Source organism: Micromonospora sp. NPDC127501 (assembly GCF_040302185.1).
Taxonomy (GTDB): domain Bacteria; phylum Actinomycetota; class Actinomycetes; order Mycobacteriales; family Micromonosporaceae; genus Micromonospora.
Genome location: NZ_JBEORJ010000015.1, coordinates 78,071 through 100,940 on the forward strand (window position 1 = coordinate 78,071; position 22,870 = coordinate 100,940).

Annotated in this window: 27 protein-coding genes; 16 read left to right on the plus strand and 11 right to left on the minus strand. The window is 70.4% G+C overall.

Annotation, left to right across the window (positions count from 1 at the left end):
- Positions 1–76: 76 nt before the first annotated feature.
- The 3 genes from ABTW72_RS28525 to ABTW72_RS28535 are packed head-to-tail and all read right to left on the minus strand — an operon-like array spanning position 77 to position 1,692.
- Entirely contained in the window at positions 77–553 is a 477-nt protein-coding gene (locus ABTW72_RS28525; protein WP_350863838.1) for a MarR family winged helix-turn-helix transcriptional regulator, read from the minus strand.
- Between the two features lie 52 nt (positions 554–605).
- Positions 606–1,121: a DUF2087 domain-containing protein gene (locus tag ABTW72_RS28530; RefSeq protein ID WP_350863839.1), complete on the minus strand. Its 516-nt coding sequence runs from the start codon at positions 1,119–1,121 to the stop codon at positions 606–608.
- Between the two features lie 55 nt (positions 1,122–1,176).
- Entirely contained in the window at positions 1,177–1,692 is a 516-nt protein-coding gene (locus ABTW72_RS28535) for a MarR family winged helix-turn-helix transcriptional regulator (protein ID WP_222431320.1), read from the minus strand.
- A 68-nt stretch (positions 1,693–1,760) separates the two neighbouring features.
- On the opposite strand from ABTW72_RS28535, the gene ABTW72_RS28540 reads away from it, so the two are divergent.
- From ABTW72_RS28540 to ABTW72_RS28565, 6 genes are all read left to right on the plus strand, one after another.
- A complete protein-coding gene (locus ABTW72_RS28540; RefSeq protein ID WP_350863842.1) occupies positions 1,761–2,993 on the plus strand; it encodes an MFS transporter in 1,233 nt (410 codons plus the stop codon).
- A gap of 260 nt (positions 2,994–3,253) precedes the next feature.
- Positions 3,254–4,501 (plus strand): hypothetical protein, encoded by a 1,248-nt coding sequence (locus ABTW72_RS28545; protein WP_350863844.1) that lies wholly within the window; start codon positions 3,254–3,256, stop codon positions 4,499–4,501.
- Positions 4,488–5,414, plus strand: a complete 927-nt coding sequence (locus ABTW72_RS28550) for a hypothetical protein (RefSeq protein WP_350863846.1) — start codon at positions 4,488–4,490, stop codon at positions 5,412–5,414. The genes ABTW72_RS28545 and ABTW72_RS28550 overlap by 14 nt, the downstream gene beginning before the upstream one ends.
- A gap of 136 nt (positions 5,415–5,550) precedes the next feature.
- Positions 5,551–6,072, plus strand: coding sequence for a SigE family RNA polymerase sigma factor (locus ABTW72_RS28555; RefSeq protein ID WP_350863848.1), 522 nt, complete (start codon positions 5,551–5,553; stop codon positions 6,070–6,072).
- On the plus strand, positions 6,069–7,337 hold the full coding sequence (locus tag ABTW72_RS28560) for a hypothetical protein (protein ID WP_350863850.1): 1,269 nt from the start codon (positions 6,069–6,071) through the stop codon (positions 7,335–7,337). Before ABTW72_RS28555 ends, ABTW72_RS28560 begins: the two co-directional genes overlap by 4 nt.
- 149 nt (positions 7,338–7,486) lie before the next feature.
- Entirely contained in the window at positions 7,487–8,779 is a 1,293-nt protein-coding gene (locus tag ABTW72_RS28565) for an MFS transporter (protein WP_350863853.1), read from the plus strand.
- Here the strand turns inward: ABTW72_RS28565 and ABTW72_RS28570 are convergent, their stop codons facing one another.
- The 3 genes from ABTW72_RS28570 to ABTW72_RS28580 are packed head-to-tail and all read right to left on the minus strand — an operon-like array spanning position 8,780 to position 10,926.
- Positions 8,780–9,367, minus strand: coding sequence for a GNAT family N-acetyltransferase (locus ABTW72_RS28570; protein WP_350863856.1), 588 nt, complete (start codon positions 9,365–9,367; stop codon positions 8,780–8,782).
- A gap of 24 nt (positions 9,368–9,391) precedes the next feature.
- A complete protein-coding gene (locus tag ABTW72_RS28575) occupies positions 9,392–9,898 on the minus strand; it encodes a DinB family protein (RefSeq protein WP_350863859.1) in 507 nt (168 codons plus the stop codon).
- A complete protein-coding gene (locus ABTW72_RS28580) occupies positions 9,895–10,926 on the minus strand; it encodes an aldo/keto reductase (RefSeq protein ID WP_350863862.1) in 1,032 nt (343 codons plus the stop codon). The genes ABTW72_RS28575 and ABTW72_RS28580 overlap by 4 nt, the downstream gene beginning before the upstream one ends.
- Positions 10,927–11,049: 123 nt before the next feature.
- On the opposite strand from ABTW72_RS28580, the gene ABTW72_RS28585 reads away from it, so the two are divergent.
- Positions 11,050–12,603 (plus strand): ArnT family glycosyltransferase, encoded by a 1,554-nt coding sequence (locus ABTW72_RS28585; protein ID WP_350863865.1) that lies wholly within the window; start codon positions 11,050–11,052, stop codon positions 12,601–12,603.
- A 24-nt stretch (positions 12,604–12,627) separates the two neighbouring features.
- Here the strand turns inward: ABTW72_RS28585 and ABTW72_RS28590 are convergent, their stop codons facing one another.
- Positions 12,628–13,110 (minus strand): RrF2 family transcriptional regulator, encoded by a 483-nt coding sequence (locus ABTW72_RS28590; RefSeq protein WP_350863868.1) that lies wholly within the window; start codon positions 13,108–13,110, stop codon positions 12,628–12,630.
- Positions 13,111–13,233: 123 nt separating this feature from the next.
- On the opposite strand from ABTW72_RS28590, the gene ABTW72_RS28595 reads away from it, so the two are divergent.
- Positions 13,234–13,974 carry an SDR family oxidoreductase gene (locus ABTW72_RS28595; RefSeq protein ID WP_350863870.1) on the plus strand — a complete coding sequence of 247 codons (741 nt, stop codon included), beginning with the start codon at positions 13,234–13,236 and terminating at the stop codon, positions 13,972–13,974.
- A 195-nt stretch (positions 13,975–14,169) separates the two neighbouring features.
- Positions 14,170–14,643 (plus strand): GNAT family N-acetyltransferase, encoded by a 474-nt coding sequence (locus tag ABTW72_RS28600; RefSeq protein ID WP_350863873.1) that lies wholly within the window; start codon positions 14,170–14,172, stop codon positions 14,641–14,643.
- 35 nt (positions 14,644–14,678) lie between these two features.
- Here the strand turns inward: ABTW72_RS28600 and ABTW72_RS28605 are convergent, their stop codons facing one another.
- Both ABTW72_RS28605 and ABTW72_RS28610 read right to left on the minus strand, forming a co-directional pair.
- A complete protein-coding gene (locus tag ABTW72_RS28605; RefSeq protein WP_350863876.1) occupies positions 14,679–15,263 on the minus strand; it encodes a GNAT family N-acetyltransferase in 585 nt (194 codons plus the stop codon).
- Positions 15,263–16,516: an MFS transporter gene (locus ABTW72_RS28610; protein ID WP_350863879.1), complete on the minus strand. Its 1,254-nt coding sequence runs from the start codon at positions 16,514–16,516 to the stop codon at positions 15,263–15,265. Before ABTW72_RS28610 ends, ABTW72_RS28605 begins: the two co-directional genes overlap by 1 nt.
- A gap of 126 nt (positions 16,517–16,642) precedes the next feature.
- Between ABTW72_RS28610 and ABTW72_RS28615 the strand changes: the two genes are divergently transcribed.
- The 4 genes from ABTW72_RS28615 to ABTW72_RS28630 all read left to right on the plus strand — a co-directional run bounded on the left by ABTW72_RS28615 (position 16,643) and on the right by ABTW72_RS28630 (position 19,273).
- Positions 16,643–17,575, plus strand: a complete 933-nt coding sequence (locus tag ABTW72_RS28615; RefSeq protein ID WP_350863882.1) for a LysR family transcriptional regulator — start codon at positions 16,643–16,645, stop codon at positions 17,573–17,575.
- A 234-nt stretch (positions 17,576–17,809) separates the two neighbouring features.
- Entirely contained in the window at positions 17,810–18,220 is a 411-nt protein-coding gene (locus tag ABTW72_RS28620) for an ArsR/SmtB family transcription factor (RefSeq protein WP_350863885.1), read from the plus strand.
- Positions 18,220–18,708, plus strand: a complete 489-nt coding sequence (locus ABTW72_RS28625; RefSeq protein ID WP_350863888.1) for an SRPBCC domain-containing protein — start codon at positions 18,220–18,222, stop codon at positions 18,706–18,708. The genes ABTW72_RS28620 and ABTW72_RS28625 overlap by 1 nt, the downstream gene beginning before the upstream one ends.
- 4 nt (positions 18,709–18,712) lie before the next feature.
- A complete protein-coding gene (locus ABTW72_RS28630) occupies positions 18,713–19,273 on the plus strand; it encodes a dihydrofolate reductase family protein (protein ID WP_350863891.1) in 561 nt (186 codons plus the stop codon).
- Between the two features lie 90 nt (positions 19,274–19,363).
- Here ABTW72_RS28630 and ABTW72_RS28635 read toward each other — a convergent pair whose 3' ends face one another.
- Entirely contained in the window at positions 19,364–19,756 is a 393-nt protein-coding gene (locus ABTW72_RS28635) for a hypothetical protein (protein WP_350863894.1), read from the minus strand.
- A 105-nt stretch (positions 19,757–19,861) separates the two neighbouring features.
- Between ABTW72_RS28635 and ABTW72_RS28640 the strand changes: the two genes are divergently transcribed.
- Together ABTW72_RS28640 and ABTW72_RS28645 are read left to right on the plus strand one after the other, a co-directional pair.
- Positions 19,862–20,323 (plus strand): HNH endonuclease, encoded by a 462-nt coding sequence (locus tag ABTW72_RS28640; RefSeq protein WP_350863896.1) that lies wholly within the window; start codon positions 19,862–19,864, stop codon positions 20,321–20,323.
- A 13-nt stretch (positions 20,324–20,336) separates the two neighbouring features.
- The gene (locus ABTW72_RS28645; protein ID WP_350863899.1) at positions 20,337–20,861 is read left to right on the plus strand and encodes a hypothetical protein; all 525 of its coding nucleotides are present in this window, start codon (positions 20,337–20,339) and stop codon (positions 20,859–20,861) included.
- A 54-nt stretch (positions 20,862–20,915) separates the two neighbouring features.
- On the opposite strand, the gene ABTW72_RS28650 is transcribed toward ABTW72_RS28645, so the two are convergent.
- Positions 20,916–21,509 carry a nucleoside/nucleotide kinase family protein gene (locus tag ABTW72_RS28650; RefSeq protein WP_350863902.1) on the minus strand — a complete coding sequence of 198 codons (594 nt, stop codon included), beginning with the start codon at positions 21,507–21,509 and terminating at the stop codon, positions 20,916–20,918.
- 402 nt (positions 21,510–21,911) lie between these two features.
- Here ABTW72_RS28650 and ABTW72_RS28655 point away from each other — a divergent pair, with 402 nt between their 5' ends.
- Positions 21,912–22,697: a phosphotransferase gene (locus ABTW72_RS28655; protein WP_350863905.1), complete on the plus strand. Its 786-nt coding sequence runs from the start codon at positions 21,912–21,914 to the stop codon at positions 22,695–22,697.
- Positions 22,698–22,870: the final 173 nt, after the last annotated feature.

Genomic DNA, 22,870 nt, shown 5'->3' on the forward strand with positions numbered 1-22,870 from the left:
GACGGCTCCTCGTTCAGGGGAAGTGAACGAGTACGACCGTAACAGATAGTCTTGTTCGGAACTATCTCTCTCGGAACTAACAGCCGGAACGGGCCCCCGGCGCGTACGGGGAGGTGTTGGCCAACGGTCCGCCCACCAGCGCCAGGAGGGCCCGCAGGAACACCTCCCGGTCCTGCTCGGGCAGGGTTTCCAGCAGGTCGTCCTGGATGCGCCGGACAACCTGCTGCGCCTGCCGCAGCACCTGCTCCCCGGCCGGCGTCACAGCGACCATCCGGGCCCGCCGGTCCGTGGGCACCGGACGGCGTTCGGCCAGCCCGGCCCGTTCCAACTGATCGAGCGTCACGACCATCGTGGTCTTGTCCACACCACACCGCTCGCCGATCTCCCGCTGGGTCAGCTCACCGGTGTGGGCCTGCGCCAGCACGTAGTGCGCCCGCGGCGAGATGCCCAACTCGGCCAGGCCGGCGGCGTGCTCGGTCTGCAACGCGTGACTCGCCCAGGAGAGCAGGAACAACAGGTCCGGCGGGCCATCCGAGGGCGTGCACGAGGTCATGCGCCGAGGCTAGCAAGATCCTCCGCAACCAGACGGTTCGCGCAGCCGACGTTCAGAGCCGCTGGTAGATGCCGTGCTCGCGGGTGAGCAACCGCTCGTCGATCAGATACCGGCGCAGCGTCGCGTGATCCGACCCGCCTGCGGCGCACCACGGCTTGAGCGCGTCGTCGACGGCCCGCTCCGGATAGCGGGTGCCCGGCTCGAACGACTGCTCGGCGATGTGCGCCAGCAGCACCCGCCGTCGACCCCGCTGTGCCGGAAGACCCACCAGGACGCCGGCCCGCAGGAAGGTCCGCAGCACCGGGTCGACGCCGGGTTCGGGGTCGTCGGCCGGACGGCTGTCACGCGCGGTGGCCCGCAGCGACGCCTCGTCGGCGGCGAGCGCGCCGTCCGCGCCGGTGACGAGGCCCGCGTCGGTGAGTCGGCGGACCCCGGTGAGCACCGCCCGCGCCGGCAGGCCGGTCCGCTCGGCGACCTCGGTCGCGCTGGTCGCACCCAGCACGACCGCCGCGAAGATTCGTCGCCGTCCGTCGTCGGCCAGGGCCCCGGCCAGCACATGCGCAGTCACGCCGGTCACCCTTGCATCAGCGGTACGCGGGCCGCCAGGCGATTTTCGGCCCCGCTCAGTCGGTCTGCGGCGTGCTCTGCGGCTGTTCGGCGACGAGCAGCACCCGGCGCAGCAGGTCGGAAAGGTGTCGCCGCTCGGTCGCGGTGAGCGCGCCGAGCAGGCGGTGCTCCTCGGCGCCCTGGACCTCCATCGCCCCGCGCCACGCGGCCTGACCCGCCTCGGTGAGTTCCACGTCGACGCGTCGACGGTCGACTGTCGACGGAATCCGGTGTACGAAGCCCCGCCGCAGCAGCGCGTCGACCCGCGCGGTGATCGAGGCGGGGGCCATCGTGAGGTCCGCGGCGAGGTCCGAGGGTGCGGCCCGGCCGCCGCGGCCGGCCAGGGCGTGCAGGGTGTCGTACTCGTGCGCCGGCAGGTCGAGGTCGACCAGGACCCGCTCCTTGACGGCCCGCAGATGCCGGGTCAGTCGGATCATTCTGGTCACCGCCCCCTCGACGTCCGCGTCGAGGTCGGGAACCACTGGCAGCCAACGCTCGATGTGCCGGTCGACGGCGTCCGGAGTGGTCGTCACCAGGCCAGCTTACCTCAGCGCCAAAATATTCGTTGACGAAATATTCGACGTCGAATTACATTGCGGTTATGGCTCACCCACTGCGCAACCACTCCTTCCGGCTGCTGTTCCTGGGTCGCACCGTCTCCGCCATCGGCGACGCGGTGGTGCCCGCCGCGCTGGCGCTGGCCGTACTGCGGGCCACCGGCTCCACCAGCGCGCTGGCCGTCGTCCTCGCCGCGGCGGTCGTCCCCCGGCTGGTCTTCCTGCCGTTCGGCGGTGTGGTTGCCGACCGGTTCGATGCCCGCCGGGTCGCCCTCCTGGCCGACCTGGTCCGCTGCGCGACGCAACTCGCCGTCGGCGTGGAACTGCTCGGCGGCGACCCGTCACTCACCACAGTGGTCGTGGCATCCGCGCTCGGCGGCACCGCCTCGGCGTTCGCCATCCCGACCGCGTCTCCGCTGGTCGCCGGCACCGTCGAACCGGCCGAGCGGCAGCGGGCCAACGCCCTGATGGGGATCACCGCCAACACCAGCCGACTCGCCGGCCCGGCGCTGGCCGGCGCGCTGATCTGGGCCGCCGGACCAGGCTGGGCGTTCATCCTGGACGGCGCGTCGTTCGCGCTCAGCGCCGCGCTGCTCGCGCTGGTACGGGTCCGCCACGTGCCGGTGCCCCGCCGTTCCGTCCTCGCCGACCTGCGGCACGGCTTCGGTGAGGTATGCGCCCGCGACTGGTTCTGGACCAGCCTGCTCGGGCACGGCGTGTGGAACGGCGCCGCCGCCGTGCTGATGACCCTCGGGCCGGCCGTCGCCATCGACCGCCTGGGTGGCGAGACGACCTGGGTGCTGCTGTTGCAGGCCGGCGCGATCGGGATGCTCACCGGATCGCTGCTGGCTGGGCGGGTCCGGCTGCACCGGCCGGTGCTGCTGGCCAACCTCGGGCTGGCCTGCTACGCCGCGCCGCTGTTCCTGCTCGCCGTCGCCGCGCCCGCCCCCGCGGTGATCGCCGCCTACGCGGTGGCACTGACCGCCCTCGGTTACCTCAACCCGGTGTGGGAGACCGTCGTGCAGCACCACTTCCCGCCGGAGGTCCTGGCCCGGGTCACCTCGTACGACTGGCTGGTGTCGCTGGGCGCCATGCCGCTGGGCTACGCGCTGGCGCCGTTGGCCGCCGACGCGTTCGGCGCACCCCTTCCGCTGGCCGTGGCGGGCCTGCTGGTCCTCGCCTCCTGCGCGGGCACCGCGCTCGTGCCCGGCGTACGCCGGCTCACCTGGCCGGCGACCCCGCAACCGCAACCGGCCGACCCAGCCGCCGTCCGTTGAGCACATCGGTCGTCGATGGGCGGTGATCGAGGGCCGGGCCCACCAACGGCGAAGGCGCCCGGCGAGCACCGGGAGCCTTCGTACACGGCCGATCTCACCACGCTCAACCCGGACGTCGCGCTGCCCGATGCGACCCCGCGTTTCGTCGGCTGGGCAGAGGCCCGCTGAGGCGGTCGTCAACCACCCCGGGGGTCTGTACGAGTCAGCACGATGCGGGAGACTGACGGCGTGACGACCCGCCCCGGGATGAGGCCGCCCGGATGAGCCGACCATTCAGGACCGTCGCCGCCGTGCTCGCCGCGGTGAGCGCCATCCTGATGTACCTGGTGGTCACCGCCGAGGTCAACTCCATGTCGGAGCCGATCACCGTCACGCGGACCGCCGTCGACTTCCAGACCCTCGTCGCGAAGGGGATGGTCTTCTTCGCCCCGCTCGACCCCGTCACCGCTCCCATGATGGACGCGGTGACGCCGCTGATCCGCTGGGTCGTGATCCTGCTGGTCGGGGTGTCGACGTACCTGGCCTGCGGCCTGGTCACCCGGCGGACGCACCCGTTCATCGCGGCGATGGTCGGTGCGGCCGCCGCCCTCACCGCCACGGCGATCGGGGACCTGCTCTGGTGGGCCACCCTGGTGGTCCGCGTCCACACCGCCCCCACCGGTTGGTACGCCAACGAGGCACTGGACCATTCGACGCTCCTCGCCAGCGCGCACCTGACGCTGACCGGCTGGACGTCCGACGCCCTCTTCCTCGGCTGCCTGTTGGCGGGCGCGAACGCTTCCCTGGTGGGTTGCACCAGCCTGGCGATACTGCTGCTGGACCGGTTCAAGAAGGACACCGACGACGGTGCCGACGAGCCCCGGGACGTGACCGACGACAGCGCTCCGGCAGCCCGCGTTCCGCTGATCGGCGACGTGCGAGGACGCAGCGCGAACCTTGCCCTGGCCGGCGTCCTTCCGGTGCTGGTGCTCATGCTGGTCAACGGCACCCAGGCGGTGTGGGACAGCTATTCGGGGAGAGGATTCCTGGCGCTGCTCAGGGTGTTCCTGTCCCGCCCCGCCCTGTCCCCACCTCCACGTGGACGCGACGACGTCGAATATCGGCTGACCCACGAGATCGATCCGAATGCCCTGTCGATGGACGTATGGGTGCACAGGTCGGTGCTCGCCCTCGCCCTGCTGGTGGTGCTGTGGCTCCTGCTGTGGGCACTGCTAGCCGGTCTGCCGAACTCCGGGCACCGCCTCGGGCTCGTCGTCGTCTGTTGGGGTGCCACGATCGCGGCGTCCGCGCTGACCGCGACGTCCGATGTCCTCGTCGACTGCGCCATCTCCGACTCCCCTACCGGCTGTGCGCCCTGGCAGTCTCTGGGCCTGCAACTGACCTCAGCGCTGCGGTTCGGCGCGGCCTGGGGTTGGCTCGTCGCGCTGCCGGTGCTGCTGGCCCGTCGGCTCCTCGACACCGAAACATCCATCGATACGCAGGAGACTCCGGTCCATGAGTCCACGTGACAAGCGCCCGCGTCGCCGTAAGGCCCCCGCTGCGGCCGCACCGGCCCCGGTGTCGCCGCCCGCGCCAGCAGCCGTCGCCTGGTGGAAACGCCCCGTCACCTGGCTGCTGACGATCGTGGTCGGCGCCGTCGCCACCTGGCTCGGCACCGTCGTTGTCGGCACGATCAACCAGTGGAAGCCCGCGAACGAACTGGCGGAGCAGTTGGCCGGCCGGGGGCCGGTCGTCGTCCTGGACGTGAAGCACGTGCCCTACCCGCAGGAGGGTGCGCTCGACTACGTCTACCCCGCCAGCGCCGACCTGGCTCGCCTGGACGCCAAGCGGCCGGACGATCCGACCGTCGAGGCCGGCGCTGTCGACATCGAACGGAGCACCTGGGAGATCACCCTCGTCGGCACCCGGGACGAGGCCGGCGAGGCCGTCGACCTGCGGCCCGTCCTCGTCGAGCCATGCCGCCCCCCGCTCACCGGGACTCGGGAACACAACGATTCCCAGGGCGACTCCAAGAAGATCGTCCTCGTGACACACGTGGACCGACCGAATCCCCGCATGCTCGTCGACGACCCGGATGGCGAGGGTGCCGGTGCCCCGTTCTTCTCCACCCACAAGATCACCCTGCCCAAGGGTGAGAAGAACGTCATCCAGGTACGAGCGCTCAGCGCGAAGCAGCACTGCCGGTGGCGACTGGAGCTGGACTACCTCGCCGACGGACGACGCCAGACCATGGTGATCTCGGCACCCGGCGACAAACCGTTCGAGGTGACCGGGCGCGCTGACGACTCGGCCTACGCCGGGATCTACCTCAATCCGCTGAACGGCTGTCGGGCCAAGGACGGCACCGAGACCGATCGGCTGCGCATCACCGGCGCCGAGTACGCGCAGATGCTGCGCGATGGGCGCAGGTGCCCCTACTGACAGCTGGCCGCCTGCACCCACCCGGATCACCGGCCCACGCCCTCCACCGGGTCCGATCCGCCGGGCGAAGTTGCCGGCCCGGTAAACCTCGCGAGCCCACCTGGTGTCTTGCTGGTTGACGAGGCCGGGAGGTCAGATGAGGGATTCGCGCGGGGCGGAGTTCGACGACTTCGTTCGCACACGGTCGGGGGTGCTGTTGCGGGTTGCCTTCCTGCTGACCGGGGACCGGCACGCGGCGGAGGACCTGCTTCAGGAGGTGCTGGAGCAGATGTACGTGCGCTGGCGTCGGGTGCAGAGCAGCCCGGAGGCGTACGCGCGACGCGCGCTGGTCAATCGGTCGATCAACCGGTGGCGGTGGCGTGCCCGCCGTCCGGAACAGTCGCTGGGCGACCATGACGGTGTTGCCGGGGACCACGCCCACGCGGTGGCGGTTCGCGAGCTGGTCGTCGGGGCGCTGCGGGCGTTGCCGGCTCGGCAGCGGGCCGCCGTCGTGCTCCGTTACCTGGAAGACCTGCCGGTCGTCGACGTTGCCGCGGCGATGGGCTGCTCCGAGGGTGCGGTGAAGAGTCACGCCTCCCGTGGGTTGGCTCGGCTGCGAGAGGCGCTGGCCGGATCGAACCTCGTCATGCCCATCACTCGAACCGGGAGTTCGCGATGACCATGAACGACAGTGACGTGCGCGGCATCCTGCATCGCGCGACGGATGACCTGGTCAGCCCGGCGGGCCTGCTCGCTGAGGTGCGTCGGGGTGGGCGGCGGCGGGTGGTGCGCCGGCGGGCCGTGTTGGCGGCGGTCTGCGCGGCCGTGGTGGCCGTGCCCGTGGCTGGCGTCCTCGACCTGCCCGGCAACGCCGGAGAGGCACCTGTCGCTTCACCGCTGCTCGACCAGCCCACTCGCGGTGATCTGGCCGCCGACGAGGGATACCTGCGGCAGGTCCGCCAGGTGTGGCAGCGCCGGATCAGGGAGGTCGGAGATCGGACGCGCGGCGAGCCGCACGTCGTGTGGGCAGGAGGCACGCCTGCTGGCCCGGCCGCCTACGTCGCCCATGCCACCGCACACGGCACGACGGTGGGGTTCGTCGAACCCACCGCCGACGGTCCGCGCGTCCGCACTCTGACGCGGGCCACCGACAGCGAAACAGACGGCCTCGAGCAGGCGGTACTGCTCGGACCGCAGCGCGACGTGCTCCTTGTGCTGGACTTCGGGCAACCGGTGCAGTTCTCCTCGCAACTGCGGTCGATGCCCGATGGCAAGGTCGAGCGGACCTTCGAGCCGGTGGTATTCCAGGACGGTGCGGCGGTGTTGTCGGTGCCGTCACAGCGCACGAAGCTCACCGTCGCGCTCTCCAGGACTCCGGTTAGACGGCAGAACATGATTCACATCGACGGCACGAGCGAGATCTACTTCCCCGACAACAAGGATCGGCCCGCACCACCGCTTCTTCGCCACACGTTGCCCGGCGCGGAGCAGGTCTGGGGCACCGACCCCGCTGCCAAACAGGTGAACGCCCCGACCGAAGCCCTCGCCGAATACATCGACCCTGTCGGAGCGCACACGCACAACGGCTCTCCCCTCCTATGGGTCTACGGGGCAACCCCCGACGGCCGGCGGCTCCTCGTGGAAACCGTCCAGTACGACGACGACCCGTCCCGCGTCATCGCGCTGCTCGCCCGCAGGTACCTTCCGTTCGAAGCGGTGGCCAGCACGACCGCGGACTGGTCGGCACCCCTACCTGTGCAGCTACGACTGCCCGACGACCAGGGCGTTCTCGTCGCCGCCGAGGGGTCGGCGCTGAGCTACCGAATCGGCGACGGCCAATGGCAGGACGGCGGCCGCAACGCGGCACTCCTGCCCGCGACCGCGACCGACGTACGGGTCACCGACGCCAACGGGAGCACCACCGACGTCCCGATAGCTTCCTGAATCAGTTCCCCGACAACCGTAAATACCGCGCTCACCGACGCTTTGATGGCTACCTTCACCTACAGGCTGGTGGGTGAACGGTGTCACCCGTCCTTCGTATCGGCAGCACGACGCCTGACCGCAGCCCTCGGCGACAGGGGAAGTTCGAGATGTCCGGCGCAGCGTCCGCCACGGCAGACGCTGCGCCGTTGCGTCCCACCCAGCTGCTTCGCCGCAACAGACCATTCCGAACGCTCTTCTCGGCACGGCTCGTCTCGTACGCGGGCGATTCGCTCAGCCTTGTCGCGCTGATCTTCCACGTCGCCGAGACGACGGGGAAGGGACTCGCAGTCGCGCTTCTGCTCCTGGTCGGAGATTTCGCTCCATCCATGTTGGGTCCCTTCACCGGAGCCCTCGCTGATCGGCTCAATCTTCGACGGTTGATGGTCGTCTGCGAACTCATCCAAGCTGTGGTCCTGCTGGTCATCGTGCTGACAATGCCCTCGCTGCCGATGCTGCTGGCTCTGGTCGCGGTTCGCGCCACCGCGTCGCAGCTCTTCCAACCGGCGTCTCGGGCGGCGGTGCCCGCACTGGTCGGTGACCGTGACCTGGAAACCGCCAACTCCACCCTCGGGTTCGGCTCCAACGCGGCGGAGGCGGTCGGCCCCCTGCTCGCCGCGGCCCTGTTCCCGCTGGTCGGATTGCGTGGTGTGCTGCTCGTCGACGCCGTGTCGTTTCTGGTCTCGGCCGTGCTGCTCGCCACGCTCCCCTCACTACCGCCAGCTTCCGGCGCCGGGCGGCAGCCGTCCCTGCTGCGACAGGCCAGAGCGGGCGTCGCTTATCTGTTGAGTGTTCCGACGGTCCGGGTGATCTTCCTTGGCTTCACCGCGGTGGTCGCCTTCAACGGGGTCGACGACGTGGCGCTGGTGCTGCTGGCTCAAAAGACCTTTCAGGTCGGCGAATCGGCGGTCGGGCTTCTGCTGGGCGCGGTCGGTGTCGGACTGGTGGCCGGTTACGCCATGTTGTCCAGGTGGGGCACCCGGGCGTCGATGCCGCTGCTGCTGATCGCGGGCTTCGCCGTCAGCAGTGTCGGCAACCTGCTGACCGGGCTCGCCTGGGCCGTCGCCGCCGCGATCGCCCTGCAAGCCGTCCGTGGGTTCGGGTTGGCGGCCATGGACGTCGCCTCCAGCACGCTGCTGCAACGCACGGTGCCACCGGGCATGCGCGGCAGGGTCTTCGGGAATCTGTACGGTGCGATCGGGGTCGCCGCCGCGACGTCCTACCTCGCCGGTGGTGTCCTGCTGGATGCCACCTCCGCCCCGGTGACCCTGATGGTGGCGGGCGTCGGCGGCCTGGTGGCCACCGGCGTCGTCGCGTTGCGGCTGCCGCGGGCGGTGCGACGCGCCGACGAGGATGGCGCGACGCCGACACCAGTTGTGCCGACCGCCGAGCAGATCAAGTGATCAGATCGGGCCGTCGGTGCGCAGCCGTGCGTGCAGGTGCATGTCGTGCCAGCCGTCGGCGTGGCGAACCGACCCCCGGGCCACGCCCTCCACCGGAAAGCCGGCCCGCGTGGCCACCCGGCACGACGCCATATTGGCGGTCGAGTGCTCCAGGGCCAGCCGGTGCAGACCGGCCCGCGTGAAACTCCACCGGGTGAGTGCCCCCAGCGCCTCGGTGGCGATGCCCCGACCACGCGCGGCGGGCAACATCCAGTACGACACCTGCGCCGACGCCTCGTCCAGCAGCACGCCCCGCAACCCCACCTGACCCAGCGGTCGGTCGTCGGCGTCGACGATCGCCCAGCTGGCCGACGTCTCGTCACGCCAACGGCCGGCCCACTGCGCCGTCCACGCCCGCGCCTCGTCGTCGCCGTCGATGCGCCGGACGTGCCACCGCTGGATCTGCGGGCAGTCGAAGGCGGCCCGGACTGTCGGGGCGTCGTCGTCGCGCCACGGCCGCAGGGCCAGCCCGTGGCGTACCGGAAGGTGGGGTTGCTCCTGGGCGGCGAGGCTCCCGGCGGGCAGGGCTGGTGCGACGAGCAGCGGCATCAGCCCATTATCGAGCCGACGGTCTCACTTCCCCGTCGGGCCGCCCGCGAGTTCGGCGACCACGTCGAGGTGGCCCAGGTGGCGGGCGTACTCCTGCACCAGGTGGAACAGCACCCGCTCCAGCGACGCCGGGTCCGCGCCGTTCCACCGCGGGCCCGGCGCGCCAATCTCGGCCAGGTCGTGTGCCGTCACCACGGCCGTGGTGTGCGCGCCCTGCGCCCGCAGCGCCGCCACCAGATCCGCGCGGGTCTCGTCGGGGCCGACGTACCAGCGGTCGTCGCGGCGGTCGCCCCACGGCTCGGCGACGTCCCGGCCCTGGAACCCCCACTCGATCCAGCGCAGTTCGACGTGGCGCAGGTGTTTGAGCAGCTCCAGTGGCGTCCACCCGGACGGCAGCCGGCTGCGCCGCAGCTCCGGCTCAGCCAGCGCCGACACCTTGGCCACCACGGACTCCCGGAAGTAGTCCAGGTAGCGCAGGAAGACCTCGGTGCGGCTGCCGGCCGGGTCGGTGGGCTCGGGGAACGACGTCATGATCCGGCCGGCAGGTCACGGCCGCGCTGACGCACCCCGGCCGCGCCGTACGGGTAGTCGCCGACCAGGGGGGCGCTCGCCTCGTCCAGCAGCCGCATCTGCTCGGCGTCGAGGACCAGGTCGGCGGCGGTCAGGTTGTCGTCGAGCTGCTCGGTGGTCCGCGCGCCGAGGATCACCGAGGTAACCGCCGGTCGGGCCGCCAGCCAGGCCAGCGACACCGCCGACATGGACACGTCGCGGTCCCCGGCGATCCGGCGGACCGCGTCGAGCACCCGCCAGGTGCGCTCCTCGGCGTTGCGACCCGCGTACGCCTCGACGCCACGCTGCGGGTTCTCGCCGAGCCGCGTCGCGCCGGTGGGCGTGCTGTCACGCTGGTACTTGCCGGTCAGCCACCCGCCGCCCAGCGGTGACCACGGCAGGATGCCGATGCCCTCGTTCTCGCAGACCGGCACCAACTCGAACTCGATCTCCCGGGCCAGCAGGTTGTACTGCGGTTGCAGGGTCACGATCGGGGTGAGGTTGAGGTGTTGGGTGAGCAGGGCGGCCTTCTGCAACTGCCAGCCGGTGAAGTTGCTGACCCCCGCGTAGCGGATCTTGCCGGCGCTGACCGCGTCGTCGAAGAACCGTAGCGTCTCCGGCAGCGGGGTCAGCGGATCCCAGGCGTGCGCCTGGTACAGGTCGATGGCCTCGACGCCGAGGCGGCGCAGGCTGGCGTCCAGGGCGCGGGTGAGGTGCACCCGGGACAGTCCGGCGTCGTTGGCCCCCGGGCCCATCGGGAACCGCCCCTTGGTGGCGATCACCAGGCGGTCACGCAGGTCGGGTCGGCTGCGCAGCCAGCGCCCGATGATGTCCTCGGAGACGCCGGTGGAGTAGACGTCAGCGGTGTCGATGAAGGTGCCGCCGGCCTCGACGAACCGGTCCAGTTGGGCGAAACTGCCGGCCTCGTCGGTCTCCGCGCCGAAGGTCATCGTGCCCAGACACAGGGTGGACACCACGGTGCCGGTGCTGCCCAGAGTGCGATAGCGCATATCGTCCTTTCGGTCCGAGTGACAAAGCTGATCTTCGCACCCGCCTCGACCACCCGCATTCGGGACAGTGCCGAACGCCGGTAGGGGCACCCACGCGGCAACGCCGCCGGTCATCATGAGGGGGTGAGCGAGCCCGCGATCGAGATCGACCGACCTCAGCGGCCGACCCAGTCGCCGCCGTCGGGGCGGCCGCCGGAGCCTGGCGTTCGTACCCGTGGGCCGTGGCTGGTGGCCGCCGCCACCACCGTGACGCTCCTGCTGCTCGCCGGCCGTTACGGCTATCACCGCGACGAGCTGTACTTCCTGCTCGCCGGCCGGCACCTCGACTGGGGCTACGTCGATCAGGGGCCTCTGGTCCCGGCGCTGGCCCGGCTGCTCGACACGATCGCCCCGGGCAACCTGGTGGTGCTGCGTACCCCGTCGGCGGTGCTGGCCGGCGGTGCGGTGCTGCTGGTCGCCGCCATCGCCCGGGAGCTGGGTGCCGGCCGGGGCGGGCAGCTCCTCGCGGCGGTGCTCGCCGCGCTCTCCGGCATCGTCCTCGCCAGTGGCCACCTGCTCAGCACCACCACCGTCGACCTGCTGGTCTGGTTGGTCGCGGCGTGGTGTGCGGTGCGGTTGCTGCGTTCCGGTGACAGCCGCTGGGCGCTGGGCATCGGGCTGGCGCTCGGTGTGGGCATGCTCAGCAAACTGCTGCCGGCGCTGCTGGCCGTCGGCCTGGTCGCCGGGGTGCTCATCGCCGGCCCACGCCGGCTGCTGCGCGACCGGTGGGTGCTCGCCGCCGCCGGGATCACCGTGCTGCTGGCCGCGCCGAACCTGATCTGGCAGGCGGCCAACGGCTTTCCGCAGCTCGGCGTGGCCGCCTCCATCTCCGACGGCGACAGCTCATACAGCGGCCGGCGGGACGCGTTCACCCTCCAGTTCGTCATCATCAGCCCGTACGCCGTACCCATCTGGATCGCCGGCCTGGTCGCGCTGCTACGCCGTCCAGCGTGGCGGGCCTACCGGGCGGTGGGGTGGGCCTGGGTGGTCGTCGTCGGCATCGTGCTGATCGCCGGCGGCAAGGGTTACTACGACGCGCCGCTGTTGCTGGTCCTCACCGCCGCCGGAGCGCTGGTCACCGTGGCGTGGGCCTCGCGCGGGTCGCTCTGGTGGCGTCGGGGGTTGCTCGCGCTGGGCGTGGTGCCGTTCCTGCTGCCCAATGTCGTGCTGCTGCTGCCGGTGCTGCCGGCCGACCGGTTGCCCGGTTTCGTGGTCGACGTCAACTACGACGCCGGCGAGACGATCGGTTGGCCGGCGTTCGCCGACTCGGTCGCGAGGGTCCATCGTGGCCTGCCGGCCGAGGAGCGGTCACGGGCGGTCGTCCTGACCGCCAACTACGGCGAGGCCGGCGCACTGGCGCGTTACGGTCCGGCCCGTGACCTCCCCCGGGCGTACTCCGGGCACAACAGCATGGCCGACTTCGGTCGCCCGCCGGTCGACGCGGACGTGGTCATCGCCGTCGGCTGGGAGCGCCCCGACCAGCTCAACACCTGGTTCGAGCAGTGCGTCCTCGCCGGTCGGGTGGACCAGCGGGTCGAGGTGGACAACGACGAGAACGGCGGCCCGATCCACGTGTGCCGGGGGCTGCGGCGTCCGTGGTCGCAGATCTGGGACACCGAGGTACGCCACACCGGCTGACCGCGCACCACCGGCTTGGGCCGGTCAGCTGGCTCCGCCGGTCAGCCAGGCCTGGATGCCGACCAGGGCCTCGGGGCCGGAGGTGGCGTCGACATCGCCGGCTAGATCGGCGATCGTGACCGCGGCGAGCGCCTGGCGCCACGCGTCCTCGGCCGCCCACATCGCGCGGGCCACCGGGCACGGCGTGGTGCAGGCGTCGGCCGGCGTCGCGAACGGGCCGCGCTGGCGGATCTCGGTGCAGACGAAGGTCGGGCCGGGACCGTCGACGGCCCGGACCACGTCGAGCAGGGTGATGCTCTCCGGTGCGCGGGTCAGCACGTAGCCGCCCGACTTGCCCTGCACGGAGTGGATCAGGCCGGCGCGGGCGAGCGCCTGGAGCTGCTTGGCGAGGTAGCTGCTGGAGACGTCGTGCAGTTCCGCCAGCTTCGCCGCCGGAACGGGCGTGTGGCTGGCGGTGAGCACGACGCAGCAGTGCAGCGCCCACTCGACCCCGCCGGACATCTTCATGACGTCACCCTAGTCACCCCGCCACTCGGACTCATTGTGTCCGAGTATAGTTCTCGGACAAGGAAGGTCCGAGTTTCGGCTGAACCTCAGCAGTCGGACCACAGTCACGGGAAGGTGCATGGGATGAAGATCGCCGTACTGGGCGGAACCGGCCTCATCGGGTCGCAGGTCGTCAAGATCCTGCAGGCCGCAGGGCACGAGGCGGTGCCGCTCTCGCCGTCCACCGGGGTGGACCTGCTCACCGGGCAGGGACTGTCCGACGGGCTCGCCGGCGCCGAGGTCGTCGTCAACCTGACGAACTCGCCGACCTTCGACGAGGCCTCCCCCGCCTTCTTCCAGACGACCATGGACAACCTGCTGGCCGCAGCCGCTCGCGCGGGCGTCGGCCACGCGGTGATCCTTTCCATCGTCGGCGTCGACAAGGTGCCCGACCTGGACTACTACCGCGCCAAGACCCTCCAGGAGGAGATCCTCACGGCTGGTCCGATTCCGTACTCGATCGTCCGCGCCACCCAGTTCTTCGAGTTCGTCGAGGCGATCCTGTCCTGGACGGCTGACGACACCACCGTCCGCCTGCCCAGCACGCCGGTGCAGCCGATGGCCGCCGCCGACGTGGCGCAGGCCGTCGCCGAGGTCAGCATGGGCGCGCCGTTGCAGGGCATCCGCAACGTCGCCGGACCTGACGTCTTCGCCCTCGACGAGCTGGGGCGGATCACCCTCGCCGCCCGCGGTGACCAGCGCACCGTCACCACCGACGCCGGCGCCGGCATGTTCGCCGCCATGTCCGGCGACGTCCTCATCGCAGGCGACGACGCCGTCATCGCGCCCACCGCCTACCGGGAGTGGCTCGCGCGCCGGGCCTGAGCAGGCACACCCCGCGTCTCGCGGCGGCGATCGACCGCCGCCGCGACGCGCGGGTACGGCGGCGGAAGTGCACGGTTGACGAGGCGGCCAGGGCCCGCGCTGGGTACGGCCGAACCTGGGCGTTAGCCTGCTCCGCGCGCCGTCCCCCGAACCTGGAGAGCCGACTCCATGACCATGCACACATCGGATTCCCGCGTGACCGTCCGGAACGCCGTCGTCGAGGACGCGCCGTTCGTCGACGAGGCCCTGGCCGACACGTTCGGCAGCACCATGATGGCGGTGCACGACGAACTCCTGGACGCCACCGGTGATGCTGCCGGCGTAGCCGAGCGGGACGGCCGCCGCGTCGGGGTGATCACCTACCGCCGCGACGGCGCCCAGACCTGGGAGATCCTCTCGCTCGCCGCCACCGAGCCAGGGATCGGTGCGGGCAGCGCCCTCCTCGACTGGCTGCGGGCCGAGGCGATCCGTCAACGCGTCACAGTGCTCTGGTTGGTGACGACCAACGAAAATCTGGCGGCGTTGCGCTTCTATCAGCGGCGCGGCTTCGACCTGGTACGCGTCGATCGGGATGCCGTGACCCGGGCCCGGCGGCTCAAGCCCAGCATCCCGCTGGAGGACGACGGCATCCCCGTCCGGCACGAACTGGTGCTCGAGTTGCGTCTCTGACCAGGGCTCCAGCCGATCAGCCGGCGCAAGGCCAGCTACTGATGCATCCCACCGTGTGGCGTGCTGGTCCCGGCCTGCCACTCGTTCGCCAGGATCGCGAAGACGAGCTGGTCGGCCCACTCCCCCTTGAACAGGTAACTCTCGACATGGCGGGCCTCCTGCCGCATGCCGAGTCGCGCCATCAGTCGGGCCGACGCGGTGTTGCGACCGTGGCACCGGCCGTAGACCCGGTGCAGTCCGACCTCGGTGAAACCCCAGTCCAGCACTGCGGTGGCGGCCTCCGTGGCCAACCCGCGACCGCCGTGGTCGGGGTGGAGGATGAACCCGAGTTCGGCGGTACGGTCGAGCTGGCTGCGCCACACCAACTCCACGATCCCGATCACCCCGGCGTCGGTGACCACGGCCACCGTCAGGCAGTCGCCCTCCGCGCGCCACGCGTCCTCGCCCGCCATGGCGAGCACCGACACCCGCGACTGCTCACGGGTACGCGGCTCCGCGCCGAGCATCCAGCGCACGACGTCGGGTCGACGCTGGAACGCGTACACGTCGTCGAGGTCGTCGATCGTGACCGGGCGCAGGACGAGCCGTGCGGTGCGGATCGGGTAGGTCGGCTGGAACATCACGCGATCGTAGAGACCCGTGCGGAGCGCTCCGGTGCCGGCCGATCGACGTCCGGGCGTCGGGGCAGCAGCAGCGGGCTCGCGAGGATCACCAGTCCGGCGACCGTGATCGCCGTGCGAGGGCTGGTGGCCTGCGCGAGCAGCCCACCGAGCGCGCTGAGGGTGGCGATGGCCGCGCTGCTGCCGATCGACCAGGCGGAGAGGGTACGGACGATGCGATCCTTCGGAGTCTGTTGAAGGCGGTAGGTGGCGAGCACCGGGTTGTACAGGCTCATGCTGATGATGATCGCGAACTCGACGGCGATCACCGTGGCGAGGCCGACCACGCCGGGCTGGACGACGGCGAGGCCGATCAGCCAGATCGCGCGCAGCGTACCCACGATGCGGATGATCCGATGTTGGCCGTAGCGTGCCACCACCCGAGGGGCCAGGCGTGACCCGATGAGCCCCCCGACACAGGGCACGGCGAAGGCGAGACCGTACTGCCAGGGCGGGAAGCCCAGCTCGCCGAGCAGGAGCACGGCCAGCAGCGGCTCGGTGGCCATGATCAGCCCGCCGACGAGCAACTGGTTGAGGTAGAGCGCCCGCAGACCGGGGTGGGTCAGCAGGTGCCGCCAGCCGTCGAGCAGCTCACCGGCCCGTACCCGGCCGGCGCCGGTGCGCCGGGGGCGGTCTTCGTGGCCGCGAATGGCGGTGAGGCCCAGCGCGGAGAGCAGGTAGCTGAGCGCGTCGGCCACGACGGTGACGACCGGCCCGAAAAGTCCCACCGCGGCGCCGCCCAGCGGCGGCCCGAGCGCAATCGAACTCCAGGTCGTCGACTCGAACCGGGCGTTCGCCACCAGTAGGTCGTCCGGCCGCACGAGGGCCTTGAGGAACGCGCCGCTGGCCGCGTTGAAGGCGATCTTGGCGGTGGCGAGCACGGCCGAGACGACCAGCAGCTGCCCGAAGCTGAGCCGGCCCAGCGCGTACGCGACGGGGATCGTCAGCAGGACCGCGAACCGGGCCAGGTCCATCGCGATCATCACCCGCCGCTTGCGGTGGAACTCCACCCACGGCCCGAGCGGCAACGCGATGAGCGCGCCCACCGCCGGCCCCAGCGCGGCCAACACCGACACCTGAGCGGGGCTGGCCTGCAACACCAGAACGGCGATCAACGGCAACGCCCCGAAACCCAGCCCGGAGCCGTAGGCGCTGACCGCGTACGACGCCCACAACCAGCCGAACCGCCGTCCCAGGGATCGCGTCGTGGACAACCCGCACCTCCCGTCCCGACAACTCGGCGTTGACCGTGAGGATCAAAGCAACGCCGCTCACCCGGGATCAAACAACCGCGTGAGCGGCGAGCCACAACCAGAGGTTGTGTCAGTAGGGTTCGCCGGGTGAATCTCGACGCCGTCCGCACCTTCGTCGCCGCCGTCGACGCCGGCCAGTTCCAGGACGCCGCCGCCGCGCTGTCGATCACCCAGCAGGCCGTCTCCAAGCGCATCGCCGCACTGGAGAAGGACCTCGGGGTACGGCTGTTCACCCGCACCGCTCGCGGCACCCACCTCACCGTCGACGGTCAGACCTTCCTGCCGCACGCCCGTGAACTGCTCCGAGCCGAGGCGCGCGCCGACGCCTCCGTACGCCCCGGCCGACGGGCACTGCGCGTCGACGTGCACAGCCGACGGATCGCACCGGCGGTGCTGTTGCAGGACTTCCACCGCGCGCATCCCCGCATCGAGCTGGACGTCGTCACCCTCGACGCCGACGTCCACGCCGCGATGGCCGCCGTCGAGGCGGGGACGGTCGACGCCACCTTCCACGCCGTCACCGTCGCCGCCCGTCACCTGCCCGCCGCGATCAGGACCACCCGCGTGATCGACGAGCACCACGAACTGCTCGTCGGCCCCCGCCACGCCCTGGCCAACGCCCGCAGCGTCACGCCCGCGCAACTCGCCGAGCACCGCATCTGGATGCCCGGGATGGCCCCCGGCACCGAATGGGCCGACTACTACGACGAACTCGCCGCCGCGTTCGGCCTCACCATCGACCTGGTCGGGCCGGTCTTCGGCAACGAGGCGTTGCTGGCCGAGATCGCCGACTCCGCGGAGCTGGCGACCCTCGCCGGCGTTCGCACCCGGTACCTGTGGCCGGACAGCTACGACCTGCGTCGCGTGCCGGTACGCGACCCGGCCCCGATCTACCCCATGTCACTCATCTGGCGCGACGACAACCCGCATCCCGCGCTAGGGGCACTGCGCGACTACCTCGCTTCCCGGCGGGTGCCGGCTCCCGACATCGAGGTCTGGCTACCGCCCTGGGCTCCGTGATCGGCGCGAGCTACGGCGCCCGTTGACACCCGCGACCATTTCCTGTCAGTGGTCCTGGGCTCGCCTCCTCCGCAGGCGCCGGGGCTTCGCGTCGTGGTCATCCCGGCCGCCGTACTCGCGCTGACCCGGCTGTGCCCGGGCGTGCACGCCATGGGCACCGCGACGTCTCGGCGTGTTGACACACGTTCATCCGGCACTACATTTAACGTGTTGGTTAAGTGACTGGAGGTTCTGGTGTCTGGCAGCGATCAACTCAGCGCGGTGTTCTCGGCGCTCGCCGACCCGACTCGACGGGCGATCCTCGCCGAGCTGGCCGACCGCGACGCCACGGTCACCGAGCTCACCGCTCCGCTCCCGATCTCGATGCCGGCGGTGTCGCGGCACCTGAAGGCGCTTGAGCGCGCTGGGCTCATCTCACGCACCCGGTCGGGAAAGTTGCGGATGAGTCGCATCGAGGCCGCCCCGCTGCGCGAAGCGGCCGAGTGGATCGAGCGCTACCGGCGGTTCTGGGACACGTCCCTCACCCGCCTCGACGCCCACCTCGCGGCCGTGCAGGCCGCCGGCCAGCCAACGGACCGAACGGCCCACGGCCCGGCGATTCCCGACAGGGAATCCCCGATCAAGGCTCACGACAAGGAGAACTGATGGACAGCGACAAACCGCCAATCGTCATCTCACGCGTGATGGACGCGCCACGGGAGCTGGTCTACCGAGCTTTCACCGACCCGGACCACCTGGCCGCATGGTGGGGACCGATCGGCAACTCACTGCCCCGAGAGGAGATGAAATTCGACGTTCGACCCGGCGGCCACCAGCGCTGGATCGAGGTCTTCCCGACCCAACCCGACCTTCGAGTCGAGGTCCACATCGACCTCACCGACGTCGTCGACGGCGAACTGCTCGACGGCGTCGCGCACGTCACCGGGCAGCTGCCGGAGGGCGTTGAGCCGCACGAGACAAGGATGCGGGTCGAGTTCCACGACGAGGCCGATGGACGGACGCGCCTCGAGATCCGTCAGTGGCTCCCGGGGCGGGTGGTCGGCCCTGCCGAACAGGGCTGGAACGAGGCCTTCTCCAAACTGGACGCCGCACTGCGGAATGCCCACCCCGTCGCAGTCGACACCGAGGTGTAGCGCCATGGCCAAGCTGATCTACGTGACGAACGTGTCCCTCGACGGTTACATCGAGGACGAACACGGCAGATTCGACTGGACCCCACCCGACGACGACTACCTCGCGTTCATCACGGATCTCGTCCGGCCCACCGGCACCTACCTCTACGGCCGGCGCCTGTACGAGTCGATGGCCGTCTGGGAGACCGACCCGTCCCTCGCCACACATTCGAAGCTCACTGCCGACTTCGCCGACGTCTGGCAGGCAGCGGAAAAGGTCGTCTACTCCACCACCCTGGACGCGACCTCGACCGCCAGGACCCGGGTGGAAAGGAACTTCGACCCCGCCTCGGTGCGCGCCATGAAAGCCTCGGCCACCAGTGACCTCACCGTCGGAGGCGCACACCTCGCGGCGCAGGCATTCCAGGCCGGGCTGATCGACGAGTGCCACCTGCTGATCCATCCCATCCTCACCGGCGGAGGCAAGCCCGGGCTGCCCAGCGGCACCCGCCTGGACCTGGAGCTACTGAGCAACCACCGATTCAGCAACGGTGTGGCGTCCCTGCACTACCGCGTCCGCACCTGAGACGGTCGTCGGCGTCACCGGCCCGGACTTGTGTCGGTGACGCCGACCGGGCGCCGCCCAGCCCGTTCTGTGCGACTTCTGGCATCTCCGTCAGTCTCCATACCAGTGCAGCGTCAGGCCCGGCTCGTCACGCCAGCGCGCCAACAACGCCTTCAGCGCCGCCACCAGCCCACGCTCCGCCTCGTCAGCCGCCGCCGCCCCCAGACGGGCGACGTCAGCGTCGAGCTGCGGCAGATCCTCATGAACGAGTACGCCATCTGACCACGGGTCGAGCTGACCCAAGATCGGAAGTCGGTTACCGCCGGCCGCGTTCAGCAACGGCAGCAACCTCTCCACCGGCACGTCGAGCAGCAAGCCGCGCTCCTGCGCCCTGGCCCACTCGTCGGCGTCGGCGCGATGGCGCTCCCGCCGCTGCGCGCGGGTAGCCCGACGCAGGCTCTTCGGACGCGGTAGCGGAGCGCGCAGCACCAACAGCAGACCCACTCGGCGAGGCTACGGCAGCTCCGGTGTGGACAGCACGGTCGGCTACCGGCCGGAGCACGACCGCCGTCGTTCGACGTGGCAACGCGACGTGGGTACGGTGACACTGTGCTCTCGGCCGTGAAGGGTCTGTCCCGGTACCACACCGAGGAGTCGCTGCGCGCCTACCTGCTGGAGCGCTCACACCGCACGGGGAACGGCTGCCTGGTCATCGAGGGTTACGGGCGACGACGCGGGGTGCACCAGAAGGTCGCCGGTCGCGCGTGGGCGCACATCGCCGCGTACGTCGTCCTCGTCGGCGGGTACGACCCCGCCCTCGACGTCGACCAGACCTGCGGTGCCGCCGACTGCATCGAGCCGACACATCTGCGCCAGCTCAGCCGGGCCGAGGCCTGCCGCAGCCGCAACCAGTTGGCACAGTGCCGCAACGGCCACGACCGTGAGCTCGACCCGGCCACGGGCCGGTACCGTCGGGTCTGTCGCAGTTGCAACCGGGAGGCCCAGCGCCGCTGGCGTGAGCGTGAGGCCGCCGAGGTAGCCCAGGCCCGCGCAGCGTACGGCCGCTCGTAGTGATCGTCCCGAGATGACCAGTTTCCGCGCGACCGCCCGCCGGGTGCGTGACGAGAGCCTCAGCCCCCGACGGCGCCGGTGGCACCTACGGGACTGCCTCTACCACTTCGCGCCGTACGGCTTCCACGCCACCTGGCATCACCTGGCGACCCGGCACCGCATCCCCGCCGTCATTGAGGACGATCCCTCGTCGCTGGTCCGGGCCCTCGGTGAACTCGAGACAGCCCGCCCTCTGGTGCTGGAAAGGGCAGTTGCCTTCGCGGCACAGCGGCGACTGCAGAAGCAGGAGGGTCGGCGAGTCCCCACGACGCCGCATCCGTGGGACTCGTGGGGTTGCCACGACATCGCCTACTGCCCCGATCCGCAGAAGCATCCCACCGAGGATCTCTCCATCGTGGTGGAGCGGGTGCTCGATGCGTACGCCGCAGGTGTCGACCCGGCCGGACGATGCCTGGTCTGCGGCGACGAGAACCCCCGCCCGGGAAAAGCCTGCCGAAACTGCGGCGTCCTACCCGGCGGGTATGGCAACCCGCTCTGAAGCATCAGGAGCAGGGCGCTTGCCGCAGTAGCAGGCGCCCTGCAACCACCTCGATCATCGTCGGCCGATATTGACCTTGGCGAGGACCGGTCGGGTCACATTCTGGTTGTCGATGACGACGTACGCGCGTTCGTGAGGCGCGCAGGCGGCGAAGTACAGCCGCTGGCCGTCGACGTAGCGGCCGAGGCTGGGATGTTCGGGATCCGGATGCGAGCCGTCACGTCGGGCCATCCGTGCCACGGTGACCGCGAACGGCGCGTCAAGAAAGACGGAGAAGTCCCAGAACTCCACCAGCTCGTCACGGTGCAGGAACAGCCCGTCGACGATGAGTACCGTGCCAGGCGCCGCGGTCCGCCACGCAAGATCCAGGACCTCGTCTGTCCGAAGATCATGGGCAGCAGGACGGTAACGGCGAGAGCCCCCGAGACCGAACGGCTCCAGCACGTTGTGGACGAGGGCCTCGTAGTCGTAACTGTCGAGCCAGAAGCCTTCCGGCGAATCCCGGCCCCGGCGATGCCGCACAGCCCGACGGTGATGAAAGTCGTCCGCCGACACGTGCACGACATGACGTCCCCGGCCGTTCAGCAATGTGGCCAACTCGCCGGCGAACGTGGACTTACCCACCCCGTCGACCCCGTCAACGGCCACCCGTACGCACTGCGGCGCGGGGAACGTCGGAACCATGTCAGCGACATCGTCAAGCAACTGCCCCCGTACGTCGCTCACACCGTTCCTCCATCCACGACCCGGAAGCACCGCACGCCCCCACGGATCGAGGAAGTCATTCTGGCAGACGCCTCACCACCAGCGATCCGCATCAAGTCCTCTCGGGACAGGGCAGGCGGCTCGTCGGGCCACCTACAACACCCTGACTCATTACGCTGCATAACTGTCATTATGGTGCTCGTACGTTTCGCACCTTTCGTCCCGGGTAATTAGCGGATTATCGTTAATAACAATCCAGTATTTGGTTCCCTGGGCTCGGGCCTCGCGTCAGTCCGCCTCGGGAACGCGGTGGCGTTGCGGCCCCCACGCGCTGAGGATGTCGGCATGAATGACCACAGCGCGAACGCGGTCGGCGAGCAGGAGGAAGCGCTGCCCGGGGGCAACATGGGGGGCGCAACGCGTGTCGGTGCCACTGTTCGCCGCGGTGCCGGCGCCTGGAGCCCGACGATTCAACGCCTGCTACGACATCTGCGTGAGCGTGGCGTCACCTGGACTCCGCAACCGCTCGGGACCGATGAGCACGGACGTGACAGCGTCTCGTACCTGCCGGGCATCGTGCCGCAGTACCCGTTGCCGGACTGGATCTGGAGCGATGGCGTCCTCACCGATGCCGGTGTCCACCTCGCACAACTTCACCACGCCAGCGCCAGCTTCGACACCGTGGGCGGAGTTTGGCAGTTCCCGGTGCGACAGCCAGCTGAGGTGATCTGTCACAACGACTTCGCGCCGTACAACATGGTCTTCACCGACCGGCGGCTCACCGGAGTCATCGACTGGGACACCGCCTCGCCCGGTCCCCGGTCGTGGGATCTGGCCTACCTTGCCTACCGGCTGGTGCCGCTGGCCCATCCCGACAACGGCGACGCAATCGACAGTGATCTGGGCGAGCGGGCACGTCGGCTGCGCATGCTCTGCGATGCCTACGGCTCGGGGCAGGACCCTGCTCACATCCTCCAGGTCGCGGTCCATCGACTACACGACCTCGCCGCCTTCACCAAGGCGCGGGCTGATCAAGGACAGGAGAACATTCGCAGTCACGTCGGGCTCTACCGACGCGACGCGAGGTGGATCAGCGCCTACGCCGATCAGTTGGGGCGAGATGTCGCATAGGCCACCAGCAGCCTTCGCGCGGCGGCGACGTGCGACTGAGTTCAGGTGTTGGCGGGGGTGGCTTCGCGGGCGGGTTGTCGCCGGTCCGCTCCGCGGCGACCAGGTAGCCGGCTCACTTCGTCGGCACAAACCCGGCCGGGACCTTGCGGGCGCCGGTGGCGTACAGCCCGTCC